This window comes from Vibrio sp. YT-15 (assembly GCF_033337445.1).
Taxonomy (GTDB): Bacteria; Pseudomonadota; Gammaproteobacteria; order Enterobacterales; family Vibrionaceae; genus Vibrio; species Vibrio alginolyticus.
On record NZ_JAWOQR010000005.1, the window covers coordinates 25,422 to 50,933 of the forward strand.

Consider the following 25,512-nt stretch of genomic DNA (forward strand, 5'->3'; position numbering starts at 1 on the left):
ATTCATAACACCTCACACCACGAAGCCCCTGCGCAATCGCAATAAAAGCCACGCACTCCAATCTTTCCCCCGATTTCCAGTGATAACTAACTCACAGACGTTCCAACTAAGCGGTGTATACTTTAAGTAACTCACTCACATATATGGTAAATCCGTTGGCTAAAATATTACTCGCACAGTGGTTCCCAGGGCTTGTTCAGCTTAAGCATTATCAAAAAGAATGGTTTGTTAACGACTTTAGAGCCGCCTTTTCTGTTGTCGCGGTTGCACTGCCAGTTGCCATAGCTTACGCACAGTTAACTGGTGTATCCGCAATTGTCGGTCTGTATTCGTGTGTACTGCCAATGTTGGTTTACGCCATGATGGGCACATCTCGACAACTCATTGTCGGACCCGATGCAGCAACCTGTGCAGTGATTGCTGCTGTTGTGACACCACTTGCCGCAGGTGACCCCACAAAACATTGGCAGTTGGTTATGACCATGACAGCGATGACGGGGATTTGGTGTGTACTGGCAAGTCGTTTCAAGCTAGGGGTGTTTGCAGATTTCCTTTCTCGTCCGATTCTTTTGGGTCTACTCAACGGTGTTGCTCTCACAATTATCGTTGGTCAGTTTGCGAAAGTAGTCGGTTTGAAATACGAGCAACGTTATTTACTGGAACGTTTATGGGAAGCTCCACAACGATTAACCGAGCTTCATTGGCCTACTGTAACTCTGAGTATCGTGACAGTTGTCGTTTATTTGCTCACCAAACGCTACCGACCAACTTGGCCTGCTGCCATGCTGGCGATCCTCGTAACTACGGCGTCAGTTTGGTTTTTCCATTTACAAGAGATGGGCGTATCGGTTGTCGGACTCACTCAAGGTGGCTTCCCTCAGTTTCAAACTCCGGAATTTGAGCTAGGTGAAGTCCGTGAACTAGTGGTCCCGGCGCTCAACCTTGCGATTGTCAGTTTTGTTAGCATGATGCTCACCGCCCGCAGTTTCGCGGCTAAAAACGGTTATGATATTGATGCTAATAAAGAGTTTCAGGCGTTGGGTTTTGCCAACATTGCCTCAGCGTTTTCGCAAGGTTTCGCGATAAGCGGCGCTGACTCACGCACAGCCGTCAATGATGCAAATGGCGGTAAATCTCAATTAGTTTCGATTGTCGCCGCAATCACCATTGCCATTATTGCGGTATTTATTTACGAGCCTTTACAGTTCATCCCTATCGCTTCACTTGGTGTTGTATTGATCATTGCGTCCCTATCGCTGCTCGATCTTAAAGCAATTTGGAAATTAAAATCTCGTGACAAAGATGCATTTTATCTGGCCATCATTACTTTTATTTCTGTGTTGATCGTGGGTGTAATACCGGGGATCACTTTGGCGGTATTGCTAGGGCTGTTTCAATTTTTACGTATTGTCATGCGGCCGAGTGATCAGCTACTTGGCTTGGATGAAAAAGGCACCATTCGGACCATCGACGACTCAGGAAAAGCTTCGCCTATTCCTGGAATGGTGATTTACCGCTTTAACTCACCGCTAACTTACTTCAATGCTCCTTACTTTAAACGTAGAGTGTTAAAGCAGGCAGAGCATCACAAAGACGCAAGTTGCGTTGTCATCGACGCCGTATCGAGCTTTACTCACTTGGATCTCAGTGTGATGGCCACTCTGGCAGATATTCACAATACTTTGAAAAAGAGAGGCGTACGCTTAATCCTCGCAGGAAGGAAACGACGTCTTCGTCAATGGTGTGAGCTTACTGGTATCAGCACCAGTGAAGGAGGCATCTTACTGCGAGCTGATATGTACCTTGCCATTAAACTTAGTGGCTGTTACATCAGTGCTGTGGGTGAGGGACAAATTCCTACTGTTCAAAAAGAGCCTGATTTAGAGCAGCCACCCAAACCAATTCCAGAAGTGGCTTAAATACAAATTTAATATAGAAAACAGGAAATTAAACTCCTGTTTTCTAGTGCTTATCTTCACAGCTGAATACGTGTTACGCCTTTGGCTTAAACTTTTTTGTCATCCCTTGGCTTTTAGGAGCCACCAGCCTATAACCAAGCTTTTCGTAAAAAACTGGTTCATCAGCAATCATAGAAACGTAAGAGCCTTCAAGTGCAACAGAAGAAAGATAACCGTCGATGTATTCCATGACTTTTCTACCTAAACCGTTGCCTTGATAATCAGAATCAACGGCAACGTCGACAATTTCGAAGTTACACGCCCCGTCACCAACAACCCGACCCATTGCAATGAGCTTTCCTTCATCCCGAACAGATACGCCATATAACGAATTGGGTAGACCAATTTCAGCAGCTTTCAACGATTTGGGTGATAGCCCGGCTTTGACACGCATATCACAGTATTCTTTCGGGCTTGGCACATGCTCTTCATATCTTATTGTCATTATGTACTACTCCTTTGTATCACCTTGGAGCTTACATAACTAAACTGTATGAATAAACAGTTAAACGTTGGAAAGATGTTCCCATTAAGCACACAAAGTATCAGGTCTAGAAAAGAAGCCACCGACAACTCTGACGCCATAATAGATATAAGTTGCTCTGAAGCTAGACATTCCTTTTTCTAAACATGTTTCTCTCAACAACGTATCCGCATGCTTTCGAGCACTTTGTGGCAACACCTCTTCCCTCATGAGTTGGTAAAGAGCATCATGCACTAAAGAAGCTTTCATAATGTTTTTTGTGTCTAACGCTGGCCCACTCGCTCCATCCCATGCATAGCCCTTTTTAATCGTTAACACGCCTTGTTTGGACAAACTAAGAAAAGGGCTGTCATACGCGTTACTCACTGAAATGTGAGTCTCAATCTTTTCTTCAGAATGGAGAGTGTATTTATACTTCTGACGCTTTTTGTATTTCATAACCTAACCGCCTAACTAACTTCAGTGGGAGGAACGGAGATGACTCTCAAATTAGAGTTTCTCAGAGAGTTTTTTCAAGTAGGACTTAGCAAGCTCATGGTTATCTCTGCTCAACCACTTAATACAATCAAAGAGTTCCCAGATCAGGCCTTGATCACCACTGGTATAAACTGGGAAATCTTCATGCTTTGGCGCAGGTTCATCAGTAACCATGCCCGCAATCACATCAGCTTTATCAAATAAAGTCTTAAATGGCTTAGAAAGTTTGAAGGGGTCACAGAGATCTAAACAATGAATCTCTGCACTGGTTAGGTCATTAAAAATGTATTTTTTGAAACACGCATTTTCGTTGTGCTCTCCCTCAAAGCGATAAAAAATGTCTTTATTAGCTTCAAACTGGGTAAAGCAAGGCTCTGAGGCTTTATGGAAGTTGTTTTGAGTAAATACAACAACATCAGCGTCCGAAATACGGTCACCTTGTCCTGATGACAAGGAGCCAAGCAATACCGCGGCAACAACGTCTTTTTCAGAATAAAAGGCATCATAAGCTGACTCAACCAAGGCCTTTTGTCGTGGTAAATGTTCTAGTCCTAACTCTCCAATTGTCATAACTCACTCCGTCTATACGCACTAAAATCAAGTCGAAACGTAAAGAGTATCATGCGAGCTTTATTATGATTAATCAACGTTAAATCATGGTGTTACTTTAAAATAAAATGATTAATGACCATGAGAAATATCAAATTTTGTCTCAAACTTAAACTGAAAAAAACGGAGCCGATTGGCTCCGTTTCTCGCTTTATGTGTTACTACTATTTCTTTGGCACTTCTAACTGCATCTCTGGCATGGCATCGCGCTTCGCTTTAATTTTGCGCCAGACTATCCATGCAATGATCACAATCAGCAGCATTATCACGTTACCCACCGCGATAATAATCATGCTGCGCTTACGCTCAGCCTCCCGCTCAGCGATAATTTGCTTTTCCATTTCAATACGGCGCTGCTCGGCTAATTCAGCTTCTTTTGCAATTCGAGCAGCTTCTAGATCAACTTCATCAACAACACTGAAGGTTTGCTCTGGAATAGGAAACACCAACGGACGCTGGGTTGCAAAATCAGTGGCAAAGATCTCGCCGCGCCATGCGTACTTACCAAGCTCAGCATCGTTATTGAGGTTCAACGTAACTCTCATTCCATCTTTAGAGACCTGTCCTTGGCGGTAACTAATGAAACCATCGGGAGCGTCCTTTTTCACTGTGACTGCAATAGAGCCTGGTGCAATCATACCTTGCTCGCCACTCACCACTAATTGGTGTGGCTTATCGGGATTACGAGCCTGAATAAAAGTACGAGAAATTGGGTTCGGATAAACCAAGATGACTTGTTCTTGCGCTCGTAAGAATACGCCATTGCCAGACGTGATGCGCGCGCGGTACTTACCAGGCTCAACGTCTATTGGGAGCTGAACCGTAAACACACCATCCCCTGCTTTTTCATCCAAGCCGCGGCCGTCATCAGAAAACTCACCCACAACCATCGGCACTGGACGAGCTTCTTTGATCAGCTCATCTTCATTTTCGACAAACTTGGTAAATGTCACGCGCAGATTCACGCGATCAAGGAAGTCGCGCAGTACAAGAGGTTTGCCGTCGGAGGTCAGGCGAGCTGTAAACTTAAGCGCTTCCCCATTATATAATCGGTTTGGGAACAGGTCCGTACTGAGCTTTAGGTGAGAAATTAAGCGGATGTTATTTTTAGGCGTAACTTTCCCCACAGCCTGCCATGGACCTGGCATCGGGTTATCAACGGAAATAATATCGAGTGAGGCTTCTTGATACCAACGTACATTGTCGTAAGAGCCCCAAGCATAGTATTTTTTACCGTCAGGACGGACTAAAACAACTGGCTGAGAACTTTGCTCACGATAAACCAAAAACGTGATCTGCTCGATGGTTGGATCAACTCGAAAGCGATTGTCTAACAAAGACATTGTAGATTCACTAGCAGCACTCGAGAGACTACTCCATATCGCTAAAAACGCGACCAACAAAGCCCTCAACATAGCTTCTCCTATTGATGCCAAATACAGTCGTTCACCAACTCTAATCTTTTTTGGTGAGCTTCTAGTTCATCGGCACTTGCGCGCAAAACCTTTAGCGCTTTTCTTCCTTCAATACGACGAATGGTTTCTACCCCACCCTCTTGTTTATTCGCGTTAAATTCTAGACTCGTTTGACCACCCGTCATAAAGAGGTAAACGTCGGCTAGAATCTCCGCATCAAGCAAAGCTCCGTGGAGTGTACGGTGCGAGTTATCAATACCGTAACGTTCACATAAGATATCAAGGTTGTTTCGCTTACCAGGGAAGATTTTCTTCGCCATAGCAAGGGTATCGGTCACCTTGCAGTAGTCGTCCGTTTTGCCGATGTTAGGATCGAGCATGCCAAACTCGTAATCCATAAAGCCGGTATCGAAGGGCGCATTGTGGGCAACAAGTTCGGCGCCTTTAATAAACTCAAGAAACTCTTGGTGCACGCTCGCGTATTCCGGCTTATCAACCAAGAATTCATCCGTAATACCGTGAACTTCAACCGCTTCTGGTTGGATTTCACGATCGGGTTTTAAATAGACGTGGAAGTGACGACCAGTCAGCTTACGGTTGATGATCTCCACGGCACCGATTTCAATAATGCGGTGTCCCATGTAGTGAGGACCACCCTCGCGGTTCATACCTGTGGTTTCGGTATCGAGAACGACAATGCGGTTATATTCAGAATTGCTGCTGGTATTCATAAGGTTATGTATGTCAGACTATGCTTTATTAAATGTTTCGGCTAATAGTACCAAAAAATATGACCAAACACGTTGAGATTTTCACTGACGGTTCTTGTTTAGGTAACCCAGGACCAGGTGGTTACGGCATTGTATTGCGTTACAAAGACGTAGAAAAGACGCTTTCCAAAGGCTACACGTTAACCACCAACAACCGCATGGAAATGTTGGCGGCTGTCGTCGCGCTACAGACGTTAAAACAACCTTGCAAAGTCACTTTAACGACTGACAGTCAATATGTGCGCCAAGGTATTACTCAGTGGATCCATAACTGGAAGAAGCGTGGCTGGAAAACAGCGGATAAAAAACCCGTGAAGAATGCCGATCTATGGCAAGCTCTAGACAAAGAAGCCGCACGCCATCAAGTTGAATGGCACTGGGTAAAAGGCCACGCTGGTCATCGTGAGAATGAAATTTGTGATGAGCTAGCCCGTACCGCCGCAGAAAACCCAACCGAGGAAGATACTGGTTACCAACCCTCTTAACGAGATTCTTTCCTCATAGTATTGCCCTCTCGATTCATCACCCCTAGTGGTGTGAGCTTTTTCTTCAAACGCCAATGCGGTTTGATAGGCTTGAGAGGGTATGTTCGTTTCCGTGCCACAATGTAATACAAACTCCCTGCAGGTGACGCCCAATCACCGAGACTGTTTTCCAACCATGTCCACATCGTGCGGTAGCGCTTCATCGGAAACAGCGCGTAACGATCGCAATGAATCACTTGATAATTAAGTAACCCTAACCAGTCGTTGATGCGGTTCGACGTAAACATTCGTCCACTCCAAGGCAAATTATGTTTACGCCAAGGAAGCAAACTCGCTAATCCAGTCAAACTTAGTGGGTTAAATCCAGTGATTATCAAATAACCATCATCCATCATCACTCTATCGACTTCCCGTAGCAAACGGTGTGGATCGCTTGCATAGTCGAGCTGATGAGCGAGAATCACAACATCAAAGCTTTTTTCCAAAAAGGGTAATTCGTAACCATCTGCAATCACATTATGCAACGGGTTCTGGATATCTACGTTGACTTGGTGTTGAATGTTACAATTACAGCTGGTTAGCTCACAGCTCAACCCGCCCAGTTTGAGCATATGGTAACCGAAGAGTTTCGGACACCATTCATCAAGTCGGGTCTGGATTGACTCAAGCACCCACGGACCGTTGTTCATTGCTGACCAAGTCGACGGGTGTGGTATAGTTTTGTTGCTGAGTGCTGGTTTCATTAACCACCTGACTAAAATGGGTGACGGAGAACGAATCGTGTTAGAGATCAAAAGCATACCCGCATTTAATGATAATTACATCTGGCTGATACAAAATAGCGATAAGCGTTGCGCAGTCGTTGATCCGGGCGATGCGAAGCCAGTATTAGAATTTCTGCAGGCTAACGAATTAACTTTAGAAGCGATTTTAATTACGCACCACCACAACGATCACATTGGTGGCGTTCCAGACTTAGTGCGTGCATTTCCTAACGTCGCCGTTGTGGGCCCAAAATCAGAGCCAATTCCAACCCTAACGACACCAATGGAAGAAGGCGACAAGCTAGAGTTGTTTGGTGAGATTTTCTTAGTACTTGGGTTACCCGGTCATACTTTGGGCCATATCGGTTACGTTGGAGACGGAAAACTGTTTTGCGGTGATGTGCTCTTTTCCGCTGGCTGTGGTCGTATTTTTGAAGGTACGCCTGAGCAAATGTTTGAATCACTGAGTAAACTAACGTCTCTACCAGAAGAAACTCAAGTCTTCTGCGCACATGAATACACGGCGAGTAACGTGGCGTTTGCTCTAGCGGTTGAACCTGACAATGAGCAACTTCGCCAATATCGCGACGATGTAAACCGACTGCGAGCACTCAACATTCCGACACTTCCAACAACAATACGCAAAGAAAAGTGGATTAATCCGTTCTTGCGAACCTCTAACCCTGACGTGGTTCAATCTGTTGCTAGTCGCATTAAAAATAGCGATCCATGCTCGGTTTTTACTGCTTTACGCGAGTGGAAGAACGAATTTTAACCATTTTCTGCTTGTAAGTTTGCAAGACCCCAGTATTATCAGGGGCTGATTTTTCGAGAAGCGCCACTGGCGCTTCTCTTACGTTTGGGGTTGATATAAATCTATTTGAATTTCTCCCCATTGCATAATTAGAAGCTCTTTGCCTCTATAAATTAGTTAGTGTTTAAAAGATGTCTATTATCTTGCGACTGCCACGCACATTACGTTGCGCGACAGGCAGGTGAAGATAAACAGGCCCTAAATAGGCTGAATCCATGCGTTTGAAGTATACTTGGGCGTTGGCGTTGTTATTATCTGGCTGTCAATTGACTCAGTCAGATTCAACGTCTTCTACACCAGAAACCAATAAATCTGAGCAGACTGCAAAGCAAAATGCAGTAAAAGCTCAACCGGGCAATAAATCGTCACTAGCAAAAAAATCCGCTAACGACGCGCCTAAAGTTCTCTCCCCCCAAGAACAAGAAGATGTGTGGCAACGTATCGCCATGCAGCTGGACATGGATATCCCAAACCACAAGAAAGTGGACTACTACCGTACGTGGTATTTAAAGCACCCAAATCACCTTTACACGGTATCTAAGCGTGCGACTCCTTTTCTATACATGATCACAAAACGTATCGAAGAGCGCGGACTCCCAATGGAGCTTGCATTACTTCCTGTAGTGGAAAGTTCATTCGATGCCTTTGCCTACTCACATGGTAGCGCGGCTGGGTTGTGGCAATTTGTCCCAGGCACCGGAAAAATGATGGGATTAGAGCAAAACTACTGGTATGACGGTCGCAGAGATGTGGCAGCAGCAACGGATGCAGCGCTGGACTACCTAGTACAACTAAACGAGCGTTTTGATGGTAACTGGGAACATGCAATCGCCGCTTATAACAGCGGTGGAGGCCGAGTTTCTAGCGCAATTCGTAAGAATAAAAAGCTCGGTAAACCTATCGATTTCTTCTCATTAGACTTACCAAAAGAGACCAGCAGTTACGTTCCTAAGCTATTGGCCTTGGCTGACGTTATCGCAAACCAAGACAAGTACGGACTTAATATTCCTGCAATTCCAAACAAGCCTGTTCTAACGCTTGTTGATCCAGAAGAGCAGTTAGATCTGGCTATTGCCGCAGATTATGCCGGCATTAGCGTAAAAGAGTTGCAGAGTTACAACCCAGCATACAACCAGTGGTCGACAGCGCCTGAGGGGCCGCACCAACTTTTGATTCCCGTAGAGAAAAAAGAGACTTTTCTCACCAAGGTGGAGAAAAATCGCGGTAAAGGGATGAAGGTCGCTCGCTACAAGGTGAAATCTGGCGACTCTTTAAGCGTGCTAGCTAATAAATACGGCACAACCACGAAAGTCATTCGACGTGCCAACGGCCTATCGAATAACAATATTCGTATTGGTCAATACCTGTTGATTCCGACATCAACAAAAGACGATGCAAAATACGCATTAACGGCACAAAACCGATTAAACAAGACTCAATCTCGTGCTCGTGGTCAACTCAAGCTCACCCATGTCGTTCAGTCTGGAGAAAGTTTGTGGTCAATCGCACGTAACAATAAAGTGTCGTATAAATCGTTAGCTAAATGGAATGGTATGAGCCCTAAAGATCCATTGCGTGTGGGTCAAAAGCTAGTGATATGGAAGGACTCAGACAAAGGTTCTGTGATCCGTACCGTTTTCTACAACGTTCGCTCTGGCGACACCATTAGCGGCATTGCAAGCAAGTTCAAAGTAAAAACGAACGACATCGTGAAATGGAACTCGCTACACAAGAAAAAATACTTACAACCAGGTCAAAAGCTTAAGTTGTACGTTGACGTAACGAAGGTAAGTGTATGAACCCATCAAGCAATCCACTTGTGATGCTGTTGGACATTTTTCGTTCTCCAACATCTTGTTTTCTCGCGCTTTATCAACGCGGTGGATGGGGATGGCAACCGTTCATCTTCCTGATGCTTAGTCCGTTTTTATTCTGGGGTGCTTACTTTTCGAATGTCGATTTCACGTGGCTCAGTGACCAACTTGCTGCGCAATTTCAGCAAATCGACCCGAAGCAGATTGAGCTATTAGAACCAAACACGCTAATGGCAAGCGCGATCATCAATGATGTATTCAACCGCTTTGCCACCTTACTATTGCTCGCGCTTTGGTTCTTTCTTGCAACAAAGGCAAGCAAACAACAATACGGTTACTGGAAATGGTTTGCCGCATCGTGTGCTATCTTATTCCCAGCAGTATTGGGCGATGTAGCAAGTTACGCGAGCTTGCTACTCAAGCATGGTCAGGTAATGACTTACGCTGCCGATTTAAATAGCCTCAATGGTCTATTAAAGCTGCCTCTTACTAACGAATGGTCTCATTTCGCTAGCTCGTTACCTTTGCTTCTGCCTTGGTACATTGTGCTCGGCTACGGCGTTGTACTGACGTGGACGGAGTTTGAACGTGGCCAAGCTTTGGTGATTGCAAGCCTGCCATGGGTATTCTTCTACGTTATTTGGGCACTTTATATTGTGGTAACCTAAGCTAGTCATTTAACGTAAATGACAATAACAATGGGTTATGATCGGAAGCGTCGCTCTGCGGCGCTTTTGCGTACTTAAGCGTCAGACCTCGGTAAAACACATGGTCCAGTGGTAACCCTGTTATAAATTGGACTCGATGATCCGGCAAGAACGTCACCTCTTGTAAGTCCGCAGCCTTTAAGGCCTGCCTCATCGCATTAACGCGAGATTTACTCCAGCTATTGAAGTCTCCAGCAAATAGAATTGGCCCCACATGATGCTTTAAAAGCATTTCAAGCGCCGTTAACTGAGATATATACTCTTTTGTACCTACGGTGAAGTTAATCGCATGTACATTCACCACTGCGAGTTTCTCGCCATTACTCAAGTGATACTGGCTATATAATGCAGACTTAGGTAAGCGAAGCCACGGCTCTTTAGAGGTGTAAGCGCAGGCTTTTTCTGGTTGCCCTTGAGCAATACTAATTACACCGGCACCGCTACCCAGCGCCTTAAAAGCACTCACTTGATTACTAACCCAGCGACCATCCACCAACCACTGTTTAAATGATGGTGTCATGCTGGCTTCTTGCAATAACAGCAGCTGCTTATCAGCAGAGAATTCATTGAGTGCACTTTGCCAATTCGTTCGGTTCTGTTTGTAGATATTCCAGACAAGTACATTGATTTCACCGCCCTGATCCAGAGCTTTTGAGCCGCTAAATTCGATACACCTAATATCCTGCGTCAACTCTGAGCCTGTTTGAGTAATGATTTGCGGCTGATCTGGTACGGTGAAAATAACCTGGAAGCCGACCAATACCGCCATAATAAGAAAAGCTAACGCCAGAAAAAAACGCTTAAACATACGACAAACCTGAATGTAGGCACCCGAAATCTAGAACAACCAATCTCGGGTTAAATGATTTCACTAATAAGCAAACAACAAAAAAGGAGCCACTTGGCTCCCTTTTAGCATAATAAATACGAAACAGGTGACAAGAAACCTTAGATCGCGTCTTCGTCTTCTTCACCAGTACGAATACGAACCACACGCTCAATATCAGTGACGAATATTTTACCATCACCAATCTTACCAGTTTGCGCGGTTTCAATGATTGTCTCTACGCATTTATCAGCCACATCTTCCGTTACAACGATTTCGAGCTTCACTTTAGGTAGAAAGTCCACCATATACTCTGCACCACGGTAAAGCTCTGTGTGACCTTTTTGGCGACCAAAACCTTTCACTTCAGAGACGGTCATCCCTGTAATGCCAACTTCAGCTAGCGCTTCTCGAACATCATCCAGTTTAAATGGCTTGATAATCGCTTCAATTTTTTTCATGTTCATCCCTTAAGCTTCAATCGATTGCGCTTATTATCGTTTAGCGTTTCGCAACATTCAATGTTTGTCTCTGCTCCACCAGCGAAAATCCAGGCTGAGCAAATTAACATAGCGAATATCGTGAGTTGATAAAACCCAATGAGGACTGCTCAATGCCCAATCGTCCAAGCTTTACTTCAGGCTCACGTTTACTTCAAACTTGCGTAGTAAGCCGCTAGGTTAGCGATGTCTTCATCAGACAACAATGAAGCTTGAGCTTGCATCACAGCAGCAAGTCCACCTGTTCGCTCTTTATTTTTATAAGCTTTAATTGAACTGATAATATATTGCTCATTTTGCCCTTTCAGATTTGGGTAACCCGGAATGACAGCAATACCATCAGCGCCATGACACGCAGCGCATACTCCCGACTTTGCTTGACCTGCTGCAGCATCTCCCGCAGCTAGAGCTTGCCCACTGAACATGGTTAGCGCCACCATTGCGCCCATGATTGTTTTCTTCATTGCTTCACCTAATCAATTATTATTTAAGGATTTTTATATTTTATAATCGACATTGTGGCATGAATTTTCATTACCTGCGCCAAATAAGTTCACAATCTTGACCATTAAACGCCTGATCAACGAACAGATCTGCCACAGCAACGACTCGGTCTTGATACATCAAAATCGGAATTTGACGACGCAGCCAGCTTGGCACATTGTATTCTTGGAACAACTTCTTCAGTTTTCGACTGTGATTACGCGTGGTTGGATGCGCTGATAAGCCTTCCGGATTAAAGGTCACGCGAAGCAATTCTGGCTGACTCGGAAGCGCAATCGTTGCGTTGCTAGAACTCGTCGTTAAGGTCAGCTCCCCTAGCCGCTCTGGAAGCGATAAAACGGTATCGACTTGAATCGTACTTTGCCACTCAGTGACGTCAGCGATTTCCGTTACCCAATAGAGACGATTTCGAAAACGGCGCACTTCACCTTGTTTAAGTTGTAGTTTGGGGTTGGCATCTTGCTGAGCTAATGCGACTTCATTCCAGATAAGATTGAGTTGTACCTGAGTCGGCATACTAGTATTAAGCTTAGCCAGCCACATACGAATCAAGCGCGCACGCGCTAATCCACTGTGCTTAGCCAGTTCTTCAATACTCAAACTTAGATCCGTTTGTAAAGCGCGTTCAAACACCGCGCTCAATAGTTCATCCAATAGCGCTTCTTGTTGAGCACATAAACTTGCACTGCGCTGAACCGCTTGATGGATACTCGGCCAGCGACCAGACAATTCAGGAATAACACAATGACGAAGAAAGTTACGATCATAACGGGTATCTTGATTGCTTTCGTCTTCCACCCACTCCAAGCCTAATTTAGTAGCGGCTTCTTCGATGGTCTTCCGCTTGATAGTAAGCAATGGTCGAACTAGAGATCCGCAAGAAAACGGCATACTCTCCGCCATCGAAGATAACCCTTTAGGCCCGCTGCCGCGCTTAAGCGCAAGGAGAAAAGTCTCTATTTGATCGTCGGCATGTTGACCAGTCAACAGTATATCGCCTTCTTGAATGTACTTAGTTAAGGCTTGGTAGCGAGCTTCACGAGCAAGAAGTTCAATACTTTCACCATTGCTGATGTCTAAGCTCACTCGCTCGATCGAGCACGATATCCCCACTTGTTGTGCCCAAAGTAAGCATTTATCGGCCCAATTATCGGCATTCGAGCTTAAACCATGGTGCACATACACAGCGTGACACTCTACAGGGTGCGCTTGTTGGTAGCGACTGAGTAATTCGAGTAAAAGACGTGAATCCACTCCTCCGCTAAACGCCAAGACAACCTTAGTGCCTAATTGATAGTAGCGGCCGAGAACTTGAACAAAATGCGGGTAAAGCGATTCCATAAGCGATCCGATAGGTACAAAAAAAGGGCTGGACTCTCATCCAACCCTTTCTATTTTAACTGTTATCACTTGAGATATCAGCTAACGCTTAATAGCAATCACCGAAATTAACAGTAACCGTAGCTCATTAGACGCTGGTAACGACGCTCACGTAGCGTCTCTTCATCCAGTTGTTCTAGATCTTCTAGCTGACGAAGTAGTGTCGCTTTCATATTCGCTGCCATTTGAACATGATCGCGATGAGCGCCGCCTAGTGGCTCTTCAATGATTTCGTCGATCAGTTCAAGCTCTTTAAGACGCGGAGCAGTTAGACCCATTGCCTCTGCCGCTTGTGGCGCTTTGTCTGAATCACGCCATAAGATTGAAGCACAACCCTCAGGAGAAATTACTGAGTACGTAGAGTACTGAAGCATGTTCACGTAGTCGCCTACACCGATTGCTAGTGCACCACCAGAACCGCCTTCACCGACAACGTTACAGATTACTGGTACTTTAAGACCAGACATCACTTTTAGGTTTTTCGCGATAGCTTCAGATTGACCACGTTCTTCTGCGCCCACACCTGGGTATGCGCCAGCCGTGTCAATAAATGTGATGATCGGCATGTTGAAACGCTCTGCCATTTCCATCAAGCGTAGAGCCTTACGGTAGCCTTCTGGTTTCGGCATACCAAAGTTACGTTTCACCTTTTCTTTGGTCTCACGACCTTTTTGGTGACCAATGATCATCACAGGGCGGCCTTCAAGGCGAGCCATGCCACCCACAATCGCTTTGTCGTCTGCAAACGCGCGGTCACCCGCTAATTCATCAAACTCCTCAAAAGCGTGTTGGATGTAATCCAGCGTGTAAGGACGTAGTGGGTGACGAGCCAGTTGAGCTGTTTCCCATGCGCCTAGGTCACTGAAGGTTTTTTTCTTCAGTTCTAAGCTTTTCTTCTCAAGCTGTTCGATTTCTTTATCCAGGTCAATCGCAGAATCACCACCGTGACGAGAGACATCACGTAATGCTTCAATTTTCGCTTCTAGTTCTGCAATTGGCTTTTCAAATTCAAGAAAGTTTAGGCTCATCTATGAATCCTTGTTTACTCAGCGTCTAACATATTGCGCTGAATTTTTAGTTAAATTCGAGTTCTACCTGGCTTTTGCCAAGCAACTGTTTTAAATCGTCGAGTAATGTATCACTTGGCGTAACTCGCCACTCGGTGCCCAATGTTAACCGCGCTCTGGCGTCGGCACGCTGGTAGTATACATTGACGGGTACGGTTCCGGCTTTGTGCGGTTCTAAAATACGGCTGAACTGCTCAAAAAACTGATCGTTGATCTGATTTGCATCTATCGATACCGACAAACCACGAGCGTATTTCTCGCGCGCACTGCCGAGATCCATAACTTCACGCGCCGACATTTTAAGGCCACCGTTGAAGTCATCAAAGCTGACCTGTCCAGAAACGACCAAAATTCTGTCTTTTTCGAGAAGTTCAGCATATCGATCCAGCGCATCAGAGAACAACATCACTTCCATGCGGCCACTTCGGTCATCCAGTGTCATAATACCAATTCGTGTACCACGCTTGGTCGTCATTACACGAGCGGCAATAACCAGTCCGGCTACCGTGACAGATTGATCACGGCGAGTGGGCGTTGCGTCTTTTAGTCGACAACTGGTGTATTTGTTTAGTTCCTTTACGTAGGCGTTAATTGGGTGCCCTGTCAAATATAGACCTAGGGTATCACGCTCGCCCTCTAACCACACTTTTTCTGGCCAAGGCGGAACCTGCGTATACTTATGCTCTACTTCTTCAGGCGCATCCGTTAGCACACCAAACATATCCGTTTGACCAAACGCTTCAGCTTGGTGATGTTGACTTGCTGCTTTTACCGCATCATTGAGTGACGCCATCATCGCCGCGCGGTGTGGGCCTAGTCGATCCAACGCGCCCGCGTAAATCAGCTTCTCTATCACTCGTTTATTGACGCGTTTTAGATCAACTCGAGCACAGAAATCAAACAGGTCTTTAAAGTGACCACCTTTATTTCTCGCCTCAAGAATCGCATCGATAGGGCCCTCACCAACCCCTTTTATCGCACCAATACCGTAAACAATTGCGCCATTTTCATCAACATTAAAGCGATATAGGCCAGAGTTGATGTCTGGTGGCAGCACGGTAAGCTTCATACGGAAACACTCATCGACCAAGCCAACGACTTTTTCCGTGTTATCCATATCGGCTGTCATTACCGCAGCCATAAATTCGGCAGGATAATGTGTTTTCAGCCAAAGAGTTTGATAAGAAACCAATGCATAAGCAGCAGAGTGCGATTTGTTAAAACCATAACCGGCGAACTTTTCTACCAAGTCGAAGATTTTCATCGCCAACTCGCCATCGATACCGTTCTTTATCGCACCTTCTTCAAAGATAGCACGTTGTTTTGCCATCTCTTCTGGCTTTTTCTTACCCATTGCACGACGGAGCATGTCCGCACCACCTAGCGTATAACCCGCTAAGATCTGCGCAATCTGCATTACCTGCTCTTGGTACAGGATGATGCCGTAGGTTGGATCAAGCGTCTCTTTTAGCGACTCGTGTTGCCACTTTTCATCTGGATAAGAGATCGCTTCTCGACCATGTTTACGGTCGATAAAGTTATCTACCATGCCCGATTGCAAAGGACCCGGACGGAAGAGTGCTACCAATGCGATAATGTCTTCGAAACAGTCTGGCTGAAGTCGTTTGATCAGCTCTTTCATGCCTCGAGATTCAAGCTGGAATACTGCTGTCGTTTCAGAGTTTTGCAACAAACGGAAAGAGGCAGGGTCTTCTAACGGTATGGATTCAATTTGAACCGGTTCTTTCCCTTCTCGCTCTAGGCGTGGGTTAATCAGTCCTAACGCCCAGTCAATAATGGTTAAGGTACGTAAACCCAAGAAGTCAAACTTAACTAGGCCAGCGGTCTCAACATCGTTTTTATCAAATTGAGTAACCGGAAAGTGACCTTCAGCGTCTGCATAAATTGGCGCAAAATCGGTAATTGTCGTAGGTGAAATTACAACACCACCAGCGTGTTTACCGGCGTTTCGCGTACAGCCTTCCAAAATATGACACATGTCGATGAGTTCTTTAACTTCCTCATCGGCCTCATACAATTCAGGTAGTGCAGGTTCAGCTTTAAACGCTTTATCTAGCGTCATACCTGGATCGGGCGGGATCAGCTTTGAAATACGATCAACAAAACCAAATGGGTGGCCCAATACGCGGCCAACGTCACGGATTACCGCTTTTGCCGCCATGGTACCAAACGTGATGATCTGAGACACCGCGTCACGACCGTACATTTCCGCAACGTGGTCAATAACCTGGTCACGTTTATCCATACAGAAATCGACGTCGAAATCGGGCATCGAAACACGTTCTGGGTTCAAGAAACGTTCGAACAGCAAGTCGTATTCTAGTGGATCCAGATCGGTGATTTTTAGTGCGTAAGCCACCAAAGAACCAGCACCGGAACCACGTCCAGGACCGACAGGAATTCCATTATCTTTTGACCACTGGATGAACTCCATTACGATCAAGAAGTAACCAGGAAATCCCATTTGGTTGATAACATCTAGCTCTATCTGAAGACGTTCATCATATTCAGGGCGGCGACGTTTTCTCTCTTCCTCATCTGGAAATAGGAACTCTAAACGCTCTTCCAACCCCTCTCGGGATTTCATGACTAGGAACTCAGTCTCTTTCATCCCTTCGGTTGGGAAAGCTGGTAGGAAGTACTCACCTAAGCGCACAGTCACGTTACAACGCTTCGCTATCTCGACACTGTTTTCTAACGCTTCAGGAATATCAGCAAACAGCTCACACATTTCTTCTTCTGTACGAAGATATTGCTGCGGACTGTAGTTTTTTGGCCTACGCGGATCTTCTAATGTGTAACCATCGTGAATCGCTACGCGTATTTCATGAGCATCAAATAGGTCTGGACTCAGGAATACAACTTCATTGGTCGCCACTACTGGCAAGTCTTGCTGCTCTGCCAATTCAACCGCAAAGTGAAGATAAGTTTCTTCATCTGGACGACCGGTACGAAGTAGCTCAAGATAAAAGCGATCTGGAAAATGCTGTTTATAAAAATCAACACACCCCTGCACTATTTGACGGTTGCCTTTCAAAAGGCCGCGACCAATTTCCCCGCTTTTACCGCCGGATAATACAATCAAGCCTTCAGACATTTCAGCCAACCAGGCTTTATCAATCACTGGGTGGTGTTGAACATGTCCACGTAAGTACGCTTTTGATATCAATAACGTCAGGTTCTTATAACCTACATTATCCGCCGCAAGCAAAGTCACTTGTGTCAGCTCTTCACCAAACTCGTCCGACTGCATTTTAAAGTCAGCACCAATGATCGGTTTAACACCACTGCCATGCGCCGCACCGTAAAACTTCACCAAACCACATAGGTTGGTAAAGTCGGTCAACGCCATTGCGGGCATACCGAGCTCAGCAACTTTCTTTACGATTGGCGGAACTTTGTTGAGGCCATCCACCATCGAGAAGTCACTATGAACACGCAGGTGGATGAATTTGGGATCTGACATTAACAGGTACCGTGTAACTCTATTTTGTTGGGGATTCTAACCTAAAGAGGTTGGGTTTATAACACCAATTAGATCGTTTGATTATTCTATGCCTAACGCTTTTTTTACTGGCTTGAAACTCTTGCGGTGTTCACTGATCACTCCGTGTTGCTCAATCGCTTCAAAGTGCGCTTTAGTTGGGTAACCTTTGTGCTTCGCGAAGCCAAATTGTGGATGAAGTTTATCCAACTCTTCCATCTCTTGGTCACGCACGACTTTGGCAATAATTGAAGCCGCACTGATTTCGGCAACACGTAGATCGCCTTTTACTACAGCTTGAGTATCCATAGGCAGCTCCGGACAACGGTTACCATCAATCAACACCAAATCAGGTTGAACCTGTAACCCCGCCACTGCACGCTGCATCGCAACCATAGTCGCCTGCAAAATATTTAGTTGATCGATTTCTTCAGGAGAACAACGCCCGACCGCCCACGCCAATGCTTTTTCTTTGATTTCAGGAAGCAGCGCCATACGTTTCTTTTCGGTCAATTTTTTCGAATCGTTCAACCCTTCAATAGGATTGTTAGGATCAAGGATAACCGCAGCGGTGACGACGTCTCCTACCAAAGGGCCACGTCCTACCTCGTCGACTCCGGCCACAAGCTGATAACCTTGCGGATATTCAAACGGAGGGAGTTCAACTTTGGTTTTGGTCGCTTTTGGTTTAACAGCCATGATAAATCTCTATTTCTCAATCAGTTTTAGAACCGCGTTTGCGGCTTGTTGGTCCGCATCTTTACGAATCCAATGATGCATTTCCGTAAACTTATCTAACATCGGTTTATTGTCGCTTTCCAATAAGCGAGAAACCTCAGTAAACAAATTTTCTGGTGTGCACTCATCTTGTAGATATTCTTTGACGAGCTCATCATCCGCCAAGATATTCGGCAATGACACATACTTCGTTTTCAATAGACGTTTAGCTAAAAAAGCAGTAAATGCATTCACACGATAACCCACCACCATTGGACGCTTGAGAAGCATACACTCCAACGCTACGGTACCGGAGGCCAACATCACGGCATCGGATGCGGTGATGACGTTGCGTGCGGTATCATCAACTAACTTGAAGTCCAACTCTGGCGCTAGCTCTTTCCATGCATGTTCAAACTGCTCACGGCGTTTTTGATTAACAAGCGCGACAACAAACCCCAGCTCTGGAAATTTTTTATGGAGTAACTTGCAGGTTTCAATAAATGGCTCTGAGAGCATTTTTAACTCGCTACCACGACTGCCTGGCAGGGCAGCAAGCCACTTTTTATCTTGTTCTAAACCAAGCAACTCACGTGCAGGCGCTTGTTCTGATTCTAGTGGGATGGCATCAGCCAAGGTATGACCAATGAACTCGCAAGGTACATTAAATTTGTCGTAGAATGCTTTCTCAAACGGAAGAAATGCTAGCACCAAGTTCGTTGCCGCTTCTATTTTAAAGATGCGCTTCTGACGCCAAGCCCAAACAGACGGACTCACGTAATGAACGGTTTTAATGCCCGCTTGCTTGAGGTCAAGCTCCAAGCGTAAGTTGAAGTCAGGAGCATCGATCCCTATGAAAACATCAGGCGGATTCTGAGTAAAATACTGAACGAGCTCAGCTTTCACTTTAAGAAGTCTCGGTAAGCGGCCTAAAACCTCGACTAATCCCATCACCGCAAGCTCTTCCATATCAAACAGAGACTCGCAACCTTGGGCTATCATTTTCGGACCGCCAATGCCTACGAACTCTGCGTCTGGATATTGCTGCTTTACTGCTTTGATAAAGCCTTCACCTAGCGTATCGCCAGACAATTCTCCGGCAATGATGCCAATACGTAATGGTCTTTCCATATCTACTTCGCTATTTTTCCTGTGCGCTATGGATAACGGTTTGCCTTATCCATAAAACACAAAAAGATCGTAACCTCAAATTCGGTCACGATCTTTTTATTTATTGGTTCATTCGCCAATTAACGAATAATGCCACGTTCCGTCGTTTCCAGAATATCTGAGAAACGCTTCACTGCTGGCCACTCTTGAGCCATTTCAGCTAGAATAGGCTTCACTTCTTCTAGCGTCTTACCTGAACGGTAGATTTCTTTATACGCTTTTTGTAGCGCACGAATCTCTGGTTTCTCAAAGCCATTACGCTTCAAGCCAACAAGGTTCAAGCCGAAAGGTGTGGCGTGGTTACCTTGCGCGAGTACGTAAGCTGGGACATCTTGCACCACTGCTGAACAGCCGCCAATGTACGCGTAAGCGCCCACTGTACAAAACGGATGAATCGCAGACAGTGCCATCACACCGGCATAATCATCAACAGTAACGTGACCACCAAGAATAGAGTTATTACCGATATGAGTGTGGTTACCAATAACAACATCATGCGCAACGTGTGCATTCACACACAATAAGTTGTCATCACCAATGATCGTGGTTGCTTTGTCTTGCACTGTGCCGCGGTGAACTTGGACCGCTTCACGAATGACGTTACGGTCACCGATAACCACAGTTGTGTCTTCACCACCGTATTTTTTGTCTTGGTTTTCTTCACCAATGACAGCATGTGGGAAAATACGGTTATCTTTGCCAATAGTTGTGTGACCTTTGATCACAACGTGAGACATCACTTCTGTGCCTTCACCAATTTCAACCGTAGAGGTGATGTACGTAAAAGGACCTACTGTTACGTTAGCACCAATTTTGGCGCCCTCTTCTACCACCGCTGCCGGGTGGATTTTAGCGGTTTCATGAATCATATTAAAACTCTCGACGAGCACACTTCAGTTCTGCAGAACATACCACTTCGCCGTCAACTTTTGCTACACCGCTAAATGCAGCAATGCCGCGACGTTCTTTCAGAAATTCTACCTCAATAACCAATTGGTCGCCCGGAACCACTGGTTTACGGAATTTCGCGCCGTCTACGCTTGCAAAGTAGTACAGTTCATTTTCTGTTGGTGCACCAAATGATTTAAATGCAAGTAAGCCTGTTGCCTGAGCCATTGCTTCTAAAATCAAAACACCTGGGAATACTGGTAGTTGAGGAAAGTGACCTGTGAACTGAGGTTCGTTAACCGACACGTTTTTAATCGCGTGAAGGTACTTCTCTTCTTGGAAGTCTATCACTCGGTCGATCAATAAGAATGGGTAGCGATGAGGTAGTAGCTCTTGAATTTCAGAGATGTTCATCGTTTTCTTTTCAGTAGTCAAAGTCGTCTTCCTATATCAATTTTTTGCCGCCAAGATGGCAAACGTGGCAACAGGTCGTAAAGCCGAATCGCTTTGCAATATACTAGCAAAATACGCACCATCTTGGAGTTAAATCTACTTAGAGCGCGTCATTATAGAAGAAAAAGACCCGCATTTCGCGAGTCTTCGTACAGAATATGGAACTAGAGCCTGTTAGCTTTCACGTTAAATACAGAGCGAAAGATAACTTGTTCTAAATTTCTTCTTTCTGTTCCAGCTGTTTTTCAACCGCTTTCAGGCGCTTATTCATCTCATCAATACGGTGAACTCGAGTTGCAGTTTTACGCCACTCTCTGTTCGTTTGTAGTGGAATACCTGATGAGTAAAGGCCTTTTTCTTCGATACTGCGCATTACCATGCCCATACCTGTAATCGCCACACCATCTGCGATAGTGATATGGCCATTCAGAACAGACGCGCCGCCAATCTGGCAGTACTTACCAATTTTTGTACTGCCCGCGACAATAGTACCACCAGGCATCACGGTACCATATCCGATCTGCACGTTGTGCGCGATTTGAAGTTGGTTATCCAGAATGACATTGTCTTCAATGATAGTATCTTCGAGTGCACCGCGGTCAATCGTAGTACAAGCACCAATCTCAACGCGGTTACCGATACGCACTGAACCAAGCTGAGGAATTTTAATCCACTCGCCTTTGTCATTCGCGTAACCGAAGCCATCAGAGCCAATGACGGTACCCGATTGAACGAGACAGTAATCACCCAATGACACTTCATGGTAGATAGTGACATTAGCCCAAAGCTTGGTGTTATTCCCTAGCTTGGCGTTCTTACCGATAAAACAACCAGCACCAACACTTACGTTGTCGCCGAGTTCCACGCCCGTTTCAATCACAGCGTTAGCGCCGATTGTAACGTTCTCACCCATCTTAACGTCAGCGGCAATCACAGCACTTGGTGCAATATCGTCTGCCGGTTTTGGTGTGGTATCCATCGCTTGGACCACACGAGCAAATGCGACATAAGGGTCTGAAACCACTAGCGCATTTCCAACGCATTGATCTTTATGCTCAGCCTTTACCATAACAACGGTAGCTTGGCACTCAGAAAGGTGTTTTGCGTATTTTGGGTTAGACAAGAAGGTTACGTCACCTTCTTGTGCTTTATCCATTGGAGCAACACGGCTTACAACGAGAGACTCGTCACCAAACAGCTCACCCCCGGTAATTGTCGCCAATTCGGCTAATGTTAATGTCTTCATAACTTCTTATTTTAGAGCTTTAATTACGTCTTCAGAGATATTGTATTCTGGCTTGCCGTACTGCAAAGCAGAGATATCAATCACAAGATCGTAACCATTTTTGTCTGCGACTTTCTTAACTGCATCTTGAATCGTTTTGAAAAGCTTCGCTTTTTCTTCAGCTTCACGACGCGCACTTGCTTTTTCAAGTGCTTGTGCTTTCACTTTGTACTCGCTGTCGAGCTTCGCGATATCGATACGTAGCTTTTCAACTTCGTCTTGACCCAAAAGCTCGCCGTCACGTTGTAGCTTCTCAATCTTTGTTTTAGCTTGTGCTTGGATTGACTTCAGTTCATCAGCTTTGCTTTTGAAGTCTTTCTGCATTTTTTGTAGTACAACTTCACGTTGAGGAAGAGCTTGAAAAACTTGAGCTGTATTTACGTAAGCAATTTTCTGTGCAGCTTCTGCCGCATTTGCAAACATTGAAGAGCTCAGTACAAGAAGGCCAATCCCAGCCGCTTTGATCATTTTATTCAAAATATTTTCCTCTTTAGAAAGTTCTACCGATAGTGAATGTGAAGAACTCTTCATCATCGCCATCAAATTTCTTAATTGGTTTCGCTAGTGAGAATACTAGTGGCCCCATTGGAGACATCCACTGCAACGCCGCACCGTAAGAAGAGCGGTAGTTGGTTGGGTCTGAGTAATCGTAGTAGTAACGGTCACCATATTCCGCACCTGAATCGCGGTAGTCAAACTCCGTATCCCAAACACTTGCCATATCAAAGAAGATACTGGTACGAATTTGGTTTTGTACTTCTTCTGATGCAAATGGTGTTGGGACAATCAACTCAACACTTGCTAGCGCTACGGCGTTACCACCAACAGAGTCATCTGTTGCTGTATCTGCGCCATTGTTTGAACCAGATGTATCACGGTAAACCGCTTTAGGACCAACAGAGTTTGAGCCAAAGCCACGAAGCGATGTAAAGCCACCTGCGTAGTAGTTTTCGTAGAATGGGAACAAGTTATCGTTACCATCCGTTTGACCGTAACCATTACCGTAACCTAAGCGGCCACGGAACAAGAGGGTAAACTCGTGCTTTTTAGTCAATGGCACATACTGGCGAACATCGTACTGCATTTTGAAGTATTGAACGTCAGAGCCAGGTACGGTCATTTTATAGAATGCACGCTGATGGTTACCTGCCGTTGGGAAGTAGCCACGGTTTAAGTTATTACGTGTCCAAGAGATATTGAAGTCGAAGTCGTTTGTGTTCAACGCTCCACTAGAATCAATGTTGTCTGCTTGTGCTCGTAAGAACTGCTCTACCTGCAAGTAAGGCGATAAGTTACCGATCTTGTTGTGCGTATAACCGACACCGAATTCAAAACGGTTCAACTCATCGAATGGGAAGCCCCACGTTAAGCTCGCGCCATAGCTTTCGTTGGTATAGTCAACGATATTGGCTTCTTTCGCTTCAAATTCGTTATAGAAAACCTTACCACCCAAGCTTACACCGTCTAAGTTCCAGTACGGATCACGGTAATCAAGACTGATGTTTTTCTGGTAGTCATTCATCATCGCGTTGATACCAACACGGTTACCACTACCAATGAAGTTATCTTGTTGCAGGCCAACCTGGAAGCTCACACCCGATTCTGTGCCGTAGCCAACACCGAAGTTAACGCTACCAGAGTTTGCTTCTTTGACAGAGTAAACTAGGTCAACTTGATCATCACTACCAGGAACTCGAACCGTCTGTACTTCAACATTTTCAAAGTAGCCCAACCGATTTAGACGAGTTTTACCCGTTTCAATCGATTTCGAGTTCAACCAACTGCCTTCCATCTGACGCATTTCACGACGAAGGACTTCATCTTTGGTTGAGTTATTACCCGTGAAGCGAATGTCACGAACATAAATTCGGTTACCCGGATCTACGTTAACGACCAAAGAAACTTCTTGATTCTCGTCGTCAAACTCAGGAATGGTATTCACTTGAGGATAAGCATAACCGGACTCACCAAGCACACGCTTAATCCCTTCTTCCATTGAAGTAACCAACGAGCCGTTGTATGTCTCATTGTCTTCAAATGGAACAAGTCTTTCGAACGTCGCTTCCTCACCAATCAAATCACCGCGGAACTTCACGTCCTTAACGGTGTAAACCTCGCCCTCTTCTAGACCAAGAGTAATGTATACCCCTTTCTTGTCAGGAGAGATTGCAACTTGTGTCGAATCAACGTTAAATTTTAAGTAACCACGATCCAGGTAGAATGATTTGAGTGCTTCAATATCACCTGCAAGGACTTGCTTTTGATACTTTTCATCAGAAAGGAAATTCCACCACGGCACATCAACATTTAAGTTAAAGCGCGAAAGCAGCTCTTCATCACTGAACACTTCATTACCGATAAAGTTGATTTGCTGAATTTTTGCCGACACACCTTCAGTAAAGACAAACTTAAGGTCAGAACGATTACGTGGTAGTGGAGTAACCACCGCTTTTACTGTTGCGTTGTATTTACCTACGCTGTAGTAAAAGTCTTCTAAGCCTTTTTCAATGTTGCTTAGCGTGGTGCGGTCAAGCGCTTCACCTTCACGAACACCAGACGCGTTCAGGTTTTCTTGTAGCTGCTCGTCCTTGATTGCTTTGTTACCTGAAAAAGAGATGCTTGCAATGGTAGGACGTTCTTTGACTTGAACCATCAGAACACCACCGTCACGCAACACTTTCACATCTTCAAAGTTACCAGATGCATACAGGGCGCGGATAATTTCTGCAACATCGCCTTGGCCAATGGTATCACCGACACGTACAGGCATTTTCAACAATGCAGCACCCAGTGCTACACGCTGCAATCCATCGATTTCAATATCTTGAACTACGAAGTTCTCTGCTCCATTTGCAGATACACTGGTCGCCAGTAAACTTGCAAATAGAATTCGCTTAATCGCCATACTTGTTCTAATTAT

The 25,512-nt window shown here is 45.2% G+C and carries 24 protein-coding genes; 5 read left to right on the forward strand and 19 right to left on the reverse strand.

Annotation, left to right across the window (positions count from 1 at the left end):
- Nucleotides 1-143: 143 nt before the first annotated feature.
- Nucleotides 144-1,919 carry a SulP family inorganic anion transporter gene (locus R7D93_RS11245; protein WP_225496588.1) on the forward strand — a complete coding sequence of 592 codons (1,776 nt, stop codon included), beginning with the start codon at nt 144-146 and terminating at the stop codon, nt 1,917-1,919.
- Between the two features lie 73 nt (nt 1,920-1,992).
- Here R7D93_RS11245 and R7D93_RS11250 read toward each other — a convergent pair whose 3' ends face one another.
- From R7D93_RS11250 to dnaQ, 5 genes are all read right to left on the reverse strand, one after another.
- Nucleotides 1,993-2,403, reverse strand: a complete 411-nt coding sequence (locus R7D93_RS11250; protein ID WP_017633770.1) for a GNAT family N-acetyltransferase — start codon at nt 2,401-2,403, stop codon at nt 1,993-1,995.
- An 84-nt stretch (nt 2,404-2,487) separates the two neighbouring features.
- The gene (locus R7D93_RS11255) at nt 2,488-2,880 is read right to left on the reverse strand and encodes a DUF1353 domain-containing protein (protein ID WP_017633769.1); all 393 of its coding nucleotides are present in this window, start codon (nt 2,878-2,880) and stop codon (nt 2,488-2,490) included.
- Between the two features lie 51 nt (nt 2,881-2,931).
- Nucleotides 2,932-3,489, reverse strand: a complete 558-nt coding sequence (locus R7D93_RS11260) for a hypothetical protein (protein ID WP_225496590.1) — start codon at nt 3,487-3,489, stop codon at nt 2,932-2,934.
- Nucleotides 3,490-3,692: 203 nt separating this feature from the next.
- Nucleotides 3,693-4,943, reverse strand: a complete 1,251-nt coding sequence (locus R7D93_RS11265) for a TIGR03503 family protein (protein ID WP_149191551.1) — start codon at nt 4,941-4,943, stop codon at nt 3,693-3,695.
- Nucleotides 4,944-4,951: 8 nt separating this feature from the next.
- Entirely contained in the window at nt 4,952-5,674 is a 723-nt protein-coding gene (dnaQ, locus tag R7D93_RS11270; protein ID WP_005380385.1) for a DNA polymerase III subunit epsilon, read from the reverse strand.
- Between the two features lie 59 nt (nt 5,675-5,733).
- On the opposite strand from dnaQ, the gene rnhA reads away from it, so the two are divergent.
- A complete protein-coding gene (gene rnhA / locus R7D93_RS11275) occupies nt 5,734-6,198 on the forward strand; it encodes a ribonuclease HI (RefSeq protein ID WP_225496591.1) in 465 nt (154 codons plus the stop codon).
- Here rnhA and R7D93_RS11280 read toward each other — a convergent pair.
- Nucleotides 6,195-6,941 (reverse strand): class I SAM-dependent methyltransferase, encoded by a 747-nt coding sequence (locus R7D93_RS11280; RefSeq protein ID WP_012841508.1) that lies wholly within the window; start codon nt 6,939-6,941, stop codon nt 6,195-6,197. The genes rnhA and R7D93_RS11280 overlap by 4 nt on opposite strands.
- 37 nt (nt 6,942-6,978) lie before the next feature.
- On the opposite strand from R7D93_RS11280, the gene gloB reads away from it, so the two are divergent.
- From gloB to R7D93_RS11295, 3 genes are all read left to right on the forward strand, one after another.
- Nucleotides 6,979-7,737, forward strand: coding sequence for a hydroxyacylglutathione hydrolase (gene gloB, locus R7D93_RS11285; protein ID WP_005380380.1), 759 nt, complete (start codon nt 6,979-6,981; stop codon nt 7,735-7,737).
- Between the two features lie 254 nt (nt 7,738-7,991).
- Nucleotides 7,992-9,575 carry a LysM peptidoglycan-binding domain-containing protein gene (locus R7D93_RS11290; protein WP_005391819.1) on the forward strand — a complete coding sequence of 528 codons (1,584 nt, stop codon included), beginning with the start codon at nt 7,992-7,994 and terminating at the stop codon, nt 9,573-9,575.
- The gene (locus R7D93_RS11295) at nt 9,572-10,258 is read left to right on the forward strand and encodes a YIP1 family protein (RefSeq protein ID WP_005380375.1); all 687 of its coding nucleotides are present in this window, start codon (nt 9,572-9,574) and stop codon (nt 10,256-10,258) included. The genes R7D93_RS11290 and R7D93_RS11295 overlap by 4 nt, the downstream gene beginning before the upstream one ends.
- A gap of 1 nt (nt 10,259) precedes the next feature.
- Here R7D93_RS11295 and R7D93_RS11300 read toward each other — a convergent pair whose 3' ends face one another.
- The 13 genes from R7D93_RS11300 to bamA all read right to left on the reverse strand — a co-directional run bounded on the left by R7D93_RS11300 (nt 10,260) and on the right by bamA (nt 25,497).
- The gene (locus tag R7D93_RS11300) at nt 10,260-11,105 is read right to left on the reverse strand and encodes an endonuclease/exonuclease/phosphatase family protein (protein ID WP_213867012.1); all 846 of its coding nucleotides are present in this window, start codon (nt 11,103-11,105) and stop codon (nt 10,260-10,262) included.
- A gap of 140 nt (nt 11,106-11,245) precedes the next feature.
- Nucleotides 11,246-11,584 carry a nitrogen regulatory protein P-II gene (glnB, locus tag R7D93_RS11305; RefSeq protein ID WP_005380372.1) on the reverse strand — a complete coding sequence of 113 codons (339 nt, stop codon included), beginning with the start codon at nt 11,582-11,584 and terminating at the stop codon, nt 11,246-11,248.
- Between the two features lie 188 nt (nt 11,585-11,772).
- The gene (locus tag R7D93_RS11310; protein WP_017636043.1) at nt 11,773-12,087 is read right to left on the reverse strand and encodes a c-type cytochrome; all 315 of its coding nucleotides are present in this window, start codon (nt 12,085-12,087) and stop codon (nt 11,773-11,775) included.
- 70 nt (nt 12,088-12,157) lie between these two features.
- Nucleotides 12,158-13,468, reverse strand: a complete 1,311-nt coding sequence (tilS, locus tag R7D93_RS11315) for a tRNA lysidine(34) synthetase TilS (protein ID WP_225496601.1) — start codon at nt 13,466-13,468, stop codon at nt 12,158-12,160.
- Nucleotides 13,469-13,575: 107 nt separating this feature from the next.
- The gene (accA, locus tag R7D93_RS11320; RefSeq protein ID WP_005380365.1) at nt 13,576-14,535 is read right to left on the reverse strand and encodes an acetyl-CoA carboxylase carboxyl transferase subunit alpha; all 960 of its coding nucleotides are present in this window, start codon (nt 14,533-14,535) and stop codon (nt 13,576-13,578) included.
- Nucleotides 14,536-14,581: 46 nt separating this feature from the next.
- Entirely contained in the window at nt 14,582-18,061 is a 3,480-nt protein-coding gene (gene dnaE, locus R7D93_RS11325; RefSeq protein ID WP_225496604.1) for a DNA polymerase III subunit alpha, read from the reverse strand.
- 81 nt (nt 18,062-18,142) lie between these two features.
- Nucleotides 18,143-18,778 carry a ribonuclease HII gene (gene rnhB, locus R7D93_RS11330; RefSeq protein WP_225496606.1) on the reverse strand — a complete coding sequence of 212 codons (636 nt, stop codon included), beginning with the start codon at nt 18,776-18,778 and terminating at the stop codon, nt 18,143-18,145.
- Between the two features lie 9 nt (nt 18,779-18,787).
- Nucleotides 18,788-19,927, reverse strand: coding sequence for a lipid-A-disaccharide synthase (lpxB, locus tag R7D93_RS11335; protein ID WP_213868605.1), 1,140 nt, complete (start codon nt 19,925-19,927; stop codon nt 18,788-18,790).
- Between the two features lie 119 nt (nt 19,928-20,046).
- On the reverse strand, nt 20,047-20,835 hold the full coding sequence (gene lpxA / locus R7D93_RS11340) for an acyl-ACP--UDP-N-acetylglucosamine O-acyltransferase (RefSeq protein ID WP_005380357.1): 789 nt from the start codon (nt 20,833-20,835) through the stop codon (nt 20,047-20,049).
- 1 nt (nt 20,836) lies between these two features.
- Complete coding sequence (gene fabZ, locus R7D93_RS11345; RefSeq protein WP_005380349.1) at nt 20,837-21,289, reverse strand: 3-hydroxyacyl-ACP dehydratase FabZ; 453 nt, start codon at nt 21,287-21,289, stop codon at nt 20,837-20,839.
- A gap of 232 nt (nt 21,290-21,521) precedes the next feature.
- Nucleotides 21,522-22,553, reverse strand: coding sequence for a UDP-3-O-(3-hydroxymyristoyl)glucosamine N-acyltransferase (lpxD, locus tag R7D93_RS11350; RefSeq protein WP_213868607.1), 1,032 nt, complete (start codon nt 22,551-22,553; stop codon nt 21,522-21,524).
- Between the two features lie 6 nt (nt 22,554-22,559).
- Nucleotides 22,560-23,069 (reverse strand): OmpH family outer membrane protein, encoded by a 510-nt coding sequence (locus R7D93_RS11355; protein WP_005391804.1) that lies wholly within the window; start codon nt 23,067-23,069, stop codon nt 22,560-22,562.
- Nucleotides 23,070-23,082: 13 nt separating this feature from the next.
- Nucleotides 23,083-25,497 (reverse strand): outer membrane protein assembly factor BamA, encoded by a 2,415-nt coding sequence (gene bamA, locus R7D93_RS11360; RefSeq protein ID WP_005391802.1) that lies wholly within the window; start codon nt 25,495-25,497, stop codon nt 23,083-23,085.
- Between the last annotated feature and the right edge of the window lie 15 nt (nt 25,498-25,512).

Excerpts from the sequence above, each read along its gene's own strand:
- rnhB (WP_225496606.1), bottom strand. The coding sequence starts at position 18,778 with ATGGCTGTTAAACCAAAAGCGACCAAAACCAAAGTTGAACTCCCTCCG.
- tilS (WP_225496601.1), bottom strand. The coding sequence starts at position 13,468 with ATGGAATCGCTTTACCCGCATTTTGTTCAAGTTCTCGGCCGCTACTAT.
- lpxA (WP_005380357.1), bottom strand. The coding sequence starts at position 20,835 with ATGATTCATGAAACCGCTAAAATCCACCCGGCAGCGGTGGTAGAAGAG.
- dnaQ (WP_005380385.1), bottom strand. The coding sequence starts at position 5,674 with ATGAATACCAGCAGCAATTCTGAATATAACCGCATTGTCGTTCTCGAT.
- R7D93_RS11250 (WP_017633770.1), bottom strand. The coding sequence starts at position 2,403 with ATGACAATAAGATATGAAGAGCATGTGCCAAGCCCGAAAGAATACTGT.
- R7D93_RS11260 (WP_225496590.1), bottom strand. The coding sequence starts at position 3,489 with ATGACAATTGGAGAGTTAGGACTAGAACATTTACCACGACAAAAGGCC.
- R7D93_RS11245 (WP_225496588.1), top strand. The coding sequence starts at position 144 with ATGGTAAATCCGTTGGCTAAAATATTACTCGCACAGTGGTTCCCAGGG.
- R7D93_RS11280 (WP_012841508.1), bottom strand. The coding sequence starts at position 6,941 with ATGAAACCAGCACTCAGCAACAAAACTATACCACACCCGTCGACTTGG.
- lpxB (WP_213868605.1), bottom strand. The coding sequence starts at position 19,927 with ATGGAAAGACCATTACGTATTGGCATCATTGCCGGAGAATTGTCTGGC.
- R7D93_RS11300 (WP_213867012.1), bottom strand. The coding sequence starts at position 11,105 with ATGTTTAAGCGTTTTTTTCTGGCGTTAGCTTTTCTTATTATGGCGGTA.
- R7D93_RS11295 (WP_005380375.1), top strand. The coding sequence starts at position 9,572 with ATGAACCCATCAAGCAATCCACTTGTGATGCTGTTGGACATTTTTCGT.
- bamA (WP_005391802.1), bottom strand. The coding sequence starts at position 25,497 with ATGGCGATTAAGCGAATTCTATTTGCAAGTTTACTGGCGACCAGTGTA.
- R7D93_RS11265 (WP_149191551.1), bottom strand. The coding sequence starts at position 4,943 with ATGTTGAGGGCTTTGTTGGTCGCGTTTTTAGCGATATGGAGTAGTCTC.
- R7D93_RS11255 (WP_017633769.1), bottom strand. The coding sequence starts at position 2,880 with ATGAAATACAAAAAGCGTCAGAAGTATAAATACACTCTCCATTCTGAA.
- R7D93_RS11310 (WP_017636043.1), bottom strand. The coding sequence starts at position 12,087 with ATGAAGAAAACAATCATGGGCGCAATGGTGGCGCTAACCATGTTCAGT.
- lpxD (WP_213868607.1), bottom strand. The coding sequence starts at position 22,553 with ATGAAGACATTAACATTAGCCGAATTGGCGACAATTACCGGGGGTGAG.
- R7D93_RS11290 (WP_005391819.1), top strand. The coding sequence starts at position 7,992 with ATGCGTTTGAAGTATACTTGGGCGTTGGCGTTGTTATTATCTGGCTGT.
- accA (WP_005380365.1), bottom strand. The coding sequence starts at position 14,535 with ATGAGCCTAAACTTTCTTGAATTTGAAAAGCCAATTGCAGAACTAGAA.
- glnB (WP_005380372.1), bottom strand. The coding sequence starts at position 11,584 with ATGAAAAAAATTGAAGCGATTATCAAGCCATTTAAACTGGATGATGTT.
- rnhA (WP_225496591.1), top strand. The coding sequence starts at position 5,734 with ATGACCAAACACGTTGAGATTTTCACTGACGGTTCTTGTTTAGGTAAC.
- dnaE (WP_225496604.1), bottom strand. The coding sequence starts at position 18,061 with ATGTCAGATCCCAAATTCATCCACCTGCGTGTTCATAGTGACTTCTCG.